6 protein-coding genes are annotated in these 6277 nt (G+C 36.8%); 4 read left to right on the top strand and 2 right to left on the bottom strand.

Annotation, left to right across the window (positions count from 1 at the left end; translation table 11 throughout):
* Complete coding sequence (locus tag BM073_RS17585; protein ID WP_091655645.1) at positions 1-1617, bottom strand: CTP synthase; 1617 nt, start codon at positions 1615-1617, stop codon at positions 1-3.
* Positions 1618-2190: 573 nt separating this feature from the next.
* Here BM073_RS17585 and BM073_RS17590 point away from each other — a divergent pair.
* From BM073_RS17590 to BM073_RS17605, 4 genes are all read left to right on the top strand, one after another.
* Positions 2191-2592, top strand: coding sequence for a hypothetical protein (locus BM073_RS17590; RefSeq protein ID WP_091655646.1), 402 nt, complete (start codon positions 2191-2193; stop codon positions 2590-2592).
* Between the two features lie 324 nt (positions 2593-2916).
* The gene (locus BM073_RS17595) at positions 2917-3387 is read left to right on the top strand and encodes a hypothetical protein (RefSeq protein ID WP_245756459.1); all 471 of its coding nucleotides are present in this window, start codon (positions 2917-2919) and stop codon (positions 3385-3387) included.
* The gene (locus BM073_RS17600; protein WP_091655648.1) at positions 3384-4802 is read left to right on the top strand and encodes a CCA tRNA nucleotidyltransferase; all 1419 of its coding nucleotides are present in this window, start codon (positions 3384-3386) and stop codon (positions 4800-4802) included. Before BM073_RS17595 ends, BM073_RS17600 begins: the two co-directional genes overlap by 4 nt.
* A gap of 26 nt (positions 4803-4828) precedes the next feature.
* Positions 4829-5536 (top strand): tetratricopeptide repeat protein, encoded by a 708-nt coding sequence (locus BM073_RS17605; protein ID WP_091655649.1) that lies wholly within the window; start codon positions 4829-4831, stop codon positions 5534-5536.
* Positions 5537-5563: 27 nt separating this feature from the next.
* Here the strand turns inward: BM073_RS17605 and BM073_RS17610 are convergent, their stop codons facing one another.
* The gene (locus BM073_RS17610) at positions 5564-5776 is read right to left on the bottom strand and encodes a hypothetical protein (protein ID WP_091655650.1); all 213 of its coding nucleotides are present in this window, start codon (positions 5774-5776) and stop codon (positions 5564-5566) included.
* Between the last annotated feature and the right edge of the window lie 501 nt (positions 5777-6277).

A 6277-nucleotide genomic window follows, 5' to 3' on the forward strand; every position in this document is an offset into this window, starting at 1 on the left:
TTATTTTACTTTATGATCAATAGCTGCTTGAATAAACTTGACAAAAAGTGGCTGAGGATTCAAAACAGTACTTTTGTACTCTGGATGAAATTGAACGCCTACAAACCAAGGATGGTTTTTGATTTCAATTACTTCTACCAATCCGGTTTCAGGATTTTTTCCTGTCGCCTTCATGCCAGCCTCTTCCATTTGCTCCAAATAGCTATTGTTAAACTCGTATCTATGCCTATGTCTTTCCTGGATTTTAACCTTTCCATAGGCTGAATAGGACTTACTTCCTTTTTTCAGTTCGCAAGTATACGCCCCTAATCTCATTGTTCCACCCATTTGGTCTATTCTCTTTTGCTCTTCCATCAGAGCAATGACCGGATTTTTCGTTAGAGGGTCCATTTCAGTGCTGTTTGCATCATCAAGTCCTAAGACATTCCTTGCATACTCGATAACTGCAACTTGCATCCCCAGGCAAATGCCAAAAAATGGGATTTGCTTTTCTCTGGCATATCTGACGGTCTCCAATTTTCCTTGAAATCCTCTTTCACCAAACCCAGGTGCAACCAAAATTCCATCCAGATTTTTCAGCTTGGACTCAAAATTATCCATGTTGATCTCTTCGGATGAAATCAATTTTAAATTGACATGACATTCTATGGAAGCTCCAGCATGAGTAAATGCTTCAATGATTGATTTATAGGAATCAGGCAGGGAAACATACTTTCCAATCAAACCGATATTTACTTCCTGAGTTGGGTTCTTAAGTTTTCCTAAGAAATCTTTCCAGTTTTCAAGGTCTGTATTCTGTTTGCTGGAAAGTTTAAGCTTGGACATGACTCTTTCATCCAGTTTCTCTTTCTTCATCAAAAGAGGAACATCGTAAATGGTGTCAGCATCCATTGCTTCGATGACATTATTCAACTGAACGTTGCAGAACAAAGCTAATTTTTTCTTGACATCTGATGGAAGGTGATATTCAGTTCTACAAACCAGGATATCCGGCTGAATACCTGCCTCCAATAATTGCTTAACAGAATGTTGGGTAGGCTTAGTTTTAAGTTCTTTTGCTGCTTTTAGATATGGGATAAGCGTCAAGTGAATAACCAAAAAGTTGTTCGGACCCAGATCCCATCTCGCCTGTCTTACTGCTTCTATGAATGGTAGGGACTCTATATCACCTACACAACCCCCAATTTCAGTAATGACCACATCGTACTTTCCATCTTCTCCCAGCTTGTAGAAGTTTGACTTGATTTCGTCTGTGATGTGAGGAATTACCTGAACGGTTTTCCCTAAAAATTCACCTTTTCTTTCCTTGGTGATGACATTGTTATAGATCCTTCCGGTGGTGATATTGTTACTTTGGGAAGTAGGAGTGTTTAAGAACCTTTCGTAATGTCCAAGATCCAAATCGGTCTCTGCACCATCATCGGTCACATAACACTCTCCATGCTCATAGGGATTGAGGGTCCCTGGATCGATGTTTAGATAAGGATCGAATTTTTGGATTGTAACCGTGAAACCTCTCGCTTGAAGTAATTTACCTAATGAGGCAGCGATGATTCCTTTTCCTAGGGAAGAAGTTACTCCTCCGGTAATGAATATGTATTTTGTGGGTGAGGCCATAAGAATGGTGAGAGATGATATTTGATTGGATTCTTATGGGGCTCAAAATTAGGAAAATTATCTGATACCTCTCCGAGATTTTTGGAATATCATTGAAGGGAATTTCAAAATTTGAAAAAGTCACAGAGTAATCAGAGGATAGTGGAGACGAAAATAATCGGTTTGCTCAAGGATGATTTTATATTTTCGCGAACATTTGGGATTAAGGATTTTGAAGAAAATATTTATTGATTTCTTCTTTTAAAAATTAGTCAAATTCATTGGCTTAGCTGATTGAGATTTTTGGACTTTATTTACTTATCGCTAAATATTGCAGAATAGGGTTATGATTTTTCATACCCATGGAAAATGGAATTATATAATTTTTAATTCAGGCTTTAGGTTGATCATATTGCTTGATTTTTTATTGAATAATCTGAAAATTTTTAAATTTAAAAAAGAGATTTTAATAAACTAAAACCTTTTATAAGTAAATCCAGTATATTAATTTTAATTTTTGAATATTAATTAATCTAAACACATACATAATTTATATATATTGCAAATCGTTTTTAAAATAATAAACTGTCTACTATGAGAGATTTGATAAAAGAAGCTATTGCTGACCTAAAAAAGAATGAAGGTTTTATTTATGTAACCTCAGAAGGAAAAAAAATAGACCTTCATGAAGCTGCTGCAAGAGGTATTGCGGTAACTCCAGTGAATCCCAAAGATAATGTGATCAAGAAATTAGAATCTGCCGGTTTATATCTAACTGATGGTAGATTTATGAATGATTTGAATGAGCTTGTATCATTAATCAACGGAAGCTCCTCTGGAAAATCAGGTAAAAGAAGAACATTTACTGATGCTGAGAAAAGCAAAATTCTAGAAGAATGGAAAAAAGTGGAAGCTGCAGGTAAAAAAACCAAAGCAGCTTTTGCTAGAGAAATTGGTGTAGGTTATCAAACCTTCATCAACTGGTTGAGAGGTTAATCTATCAACTCGTAAAAAAATAGAAGGGTGGTATTTCCACCCTTTTTTATTTCTTCTAAAAAATACTTATCGAAACAGCTTTTTATTTAAGGTAAGTATGTTAATACTTTGGTAACTTTCCGCAACCCTATCCCTATTTTTTACCACGAATTTATTATTGGCCGTATACTTTCGCACTAGCTTTGTGTCTTCTTTATAAATTAAGATTTTTTGATTTTAACATAAGTTTTCCTCCTCTGATTAGGATACGGCTTGAAGCCCTTTGCCTTTTGTTTTCTAAGCACTCTCAATAATCTGATTATTTTTGTAAAAAATTTAAGCGTTTTGGATCATTCAGTCTTTGTAAAGCAATTTAGAGATCAGGGTTTTTTGTCAATTAAAGAGGGAAATGGCAAAGTCATCACTCTTTTGCAGGCTAGTCATTGGAAACCTGAGATGGGCACTGACTGGGTTTACCTATTATTTGATTTATTTCAAATTCGGTCAGTTTCGGAGCAATTTTCTGAAATTTCCCTGGATATCGTTGAGTTTGCAAGCAAGCCCACGATTTATACCAGCCCGGCTAATATTTTAATACCTGAGGGTTTGCCAGTTGAGGGGAAAATCCGTTTTTCATTAATCCGTGAACCGGATTGGAATAAGTTACTTTTTCAGATTTCTCAACCTGTTTTGGTTAAACTTGAAAGTGATAGACCTGCAGAAGTGGAGACCAAAAAACTATTTCCATTATTTAGCCCTTCTTTGAAAGAGCTCTACTTAGGACCTGAAGGAGACGTAAAAATCATCAAAGGATGAATTTTAAAAACCAATTAGATCAAGATCCAATATTTTCAAAAGTCGCCAAAGCTGCAGAAAAGCTGGGTTTAGAGACCTATGTGGTTGGTGGATATGTCAGAGATTTAATTTTAGGAAGACCTTGTAAGGATCTTGACTTTACTTGCGTGGGAAGCGGAATTGCTTTAGCTGAAGAGGTAGTAAAGCAATTTGATTACCATGTTCCTTTGTCTGTTTTTAAAAACTTTGGAACAGCCATGCTGAAGCTAGAAGATTCAGAGTTGGAATTCGTGGGGGCAAGGAAAGAATCATACAGATCAGAGAGTCGAAAGCCTATCGTAGAGGATGGAACTTTACAGGAAGATCTGGAGCGAAGAGATTTCACAATCAACGCGATGGCGATTTCCCTTAACTCCAAAGATTATGGGGATTTGTTGGATCCTTTTGATGGTTTGAATGATCTTAAAAAGAAGAACATTCAAACTCCTTTAGATCCTGAAATTACTTTTTCTGACGACCCATTGAGAATGATGCGGGCAATTCGTTTTGCCGCTCAATTGGAGTTTGATATAGAAGCGGATACCTTTTATGCAATCAGCCAAAATGCTCATAGGTTGAAAATTGTTTCGGCTGAGCGGATCCTTACGGAACTGAATAAAATTATTCAGACACCAAAGCCTTCTTATGGGTTTAAGCTACTTTTTGCGAGTAAGCTATTACATGAATTTTTTCCTGAAATGGTTGAATTGCAGGGAGTAGATTCTGTGGATGATAAATCCCACAAAGACAATTTTTATCATACCCTTCAGGTGCTAGACAATGTAGCCACTGTCAGTGAGGATCTCTGGCTAAGGTGGGCAGCTATTCTGCATGACATTGCTAAGCCAGCTACTAAAAGGTTTAATCCTAAAGTAGGCTGGACATTTCATGGGCATGAAGATAAAGGTGCAAGGATGACTCCTGGTATTTTTAAGAGGATGAAGCTGCCAATGGATGAAAGAATGAAATATGTCCAAAAGTTGGTAAGGCTTCATTTACGTCCAATAGCTCTAGTGAAAGATGAGGTTACGGATTCTGCTTTGAGGAGGCTTTTATTTGATGCAGGAGATGCTATAGATGATTTGATGAAACTTTGCAGGGCTGATGTTACTTCCAAAAACAATAAAAAGGTAAAACGATACCTTGAAAATTTCGATAAAGTGGAGCGGAAACTCCAAGAGGTGGAGGAGAAAGATCAGGTGAGAAATTTTCAGCCACCTATCGGCGGTGAAGAAATAATGGAAACTTTTGATCTGAAGCCTTCAAAAATCGTTGGAGATATCAAAGAAGAAATTAAAGAAGCTATATTGGAGGGCAAAATTCACAACAAGCCTGAGGAAGCAAGAAAGCTGATGCTTGAAATTGCCATTGCCAAAGGCTTATCACCTAAAAAATAATTCTAATTTAAATACCTAGTAAAACAATGAAGCAAGTATTATTGATGCTGCTTTTGGCTGTTTCAGCTCAAGGCTTATATGCTCAAACTTCCAATGATTCTATTCCTAAGCTGGATCCTAAAACTAAGCGCGTGCTTAACATCCAAGATCAGGCTGCTTATCAGTTGGCTATGAGGTACAACGATCCTGAGATGGCCAAAACCATGCTTTACAACTTAATCGTAAGAAACCCTGAAAATCTAAGGTTCCAAGAGGCTTTGGGTTCCCTGTATTTCGAAACAGGCCAATCCACCTCTGCCGCTTTGGTTGCTTTGGATATTCTTCAAATCAATGATAAGAATGTAGGTGCCTTGGAAATTGCCGCGTATTCCTTGGAACAAGTAGGAGCGATTGATCGGGCTTTGCCTCATTTTGAAAGTTTACATCTATTGACAGGTGATAATTTCAGTTTATATAAGTCCGGTTTTCTTCAGTATCAATTGAAGCGCTATGATGAGGCAATGAATTCGGCAAATATGTTGATTAAAAATGCCAAGCCTGATGAAAAAATCGGTTTCCCAAAAAGCCAAACTGAGACTATTGAGGTTGGAATGAAAGCTGCGGCCTTGAATTTAAAAGGAATGATTTATTTAGATAAGGGTTCAAAGACAGAAGCAAAAACAGCTTTTCAGGAAGCGGTACAACTGGAGCCGAATTTCGAATTGGCCAAAGAGAATTTGAAAAAGACACAATAAATTAAAACCAGCGAAAGCTGGTTTTTTTTATAGCAAAAGTTTGTAAGCCAGAGTGCTGGTAATGATAGAAATACCAAAGCTCAAGAAAATGATCTTGGCGTAATTGGTAACGAATGTTTTTACGTTTTTTCCGGGGATTTTTACAGGGATGATCCTGGGACGGATTACCTCCTGCACGAGGGATAAGGTACCTAGAAAATAGACCAAAAATAAAAGCACATAACTTGCTACCGCCTCCATATCTGCGAAAGTACATTATTTCCCATTTCTTTAAAAACGCTTTTTAAAAGTTAACGATTTGATAATGAACAAAATATCTTTTTGATAAATATTTTGTTAGCATCGTTTGTTTTGTTTCATGATATAAATTCAAAGGATTGATTTCTTTCTGCATCTGTATATGCAAGAATCTTTTTTCCATAGAGGAATTTGTAATTAATAAAATTTTGATTCTAGTGAAAAAAGAAACGAGATTTTAATCCCGTTCCATCTCCGCTTTGGCTAAAGCCAGAGTAGTTTCAGTTTATACCGCTGACCACAAGCTGAAACTGGAGGAAATTGCTTGAATAGGTTTGGGTGATTAATAATTTGAAAAAATAGGAACGATGCTTTAGCCCGTTCAATCCATGGATGATGTTTGATCTTTGGGCTTTAGCAGAATGAGTTTAGGTTTTGGCTAAAGCCGGATAGTTTCAGATTTGCGCATAACCACCTAACCACCAGTTAAAACTGGTGGAAATA

The organism is Algoriphagus ornithinivorans (genome assembly GCF_900115305.1).
GTDB lineage: Bacteria > Bacteroidota > Bacteroidia > Cytophagales > Cyclobacteriaceae > Algoriphagus > Algoriphagus ornithinivorans.

What these genes read in the sequence shown, in the direction of transcription:
- BM073_RS17600 (WP_091655648.1), top strand. Translation starts at nt 3,384, where the DNA reads ATGAATTTTAAAAACCAATTAGATCAAGATCCAATATTTTCAAAAGTC.
- BM073_RS17610 (WP_091655650.1), bottom strand. Translation starts at nt 5,776, where the DNA reads ATGGAGGCGGTAGCAAGTTATGTGCTTTTATTTTTGGTCTATTTTCTA.
- BM073_RS17605 (WP_091655649.1), top strand. Translation starts at nt 4,829, where the DNA reads ATGAAGCAAGTATTATTGATGCTGCTTTTGGCTGTTTCAGCTCAAGGC.
- BM073_RS17590 (WP_091655646.1), top strand. Translation starts at nt 2,191, where the DNA reads ATGAGAGATTTGATAAAAGAAGCTATTGCTGACCTAAAAAAGAATGAA.
- BM073_RS17585 (WP_091655645.1), bottom strand. Translation starts at nt 1,617, where the DNA reads ATGGCCTCACCCACAAAATACATATTCATTACCGGAGGAGTAACTTCT.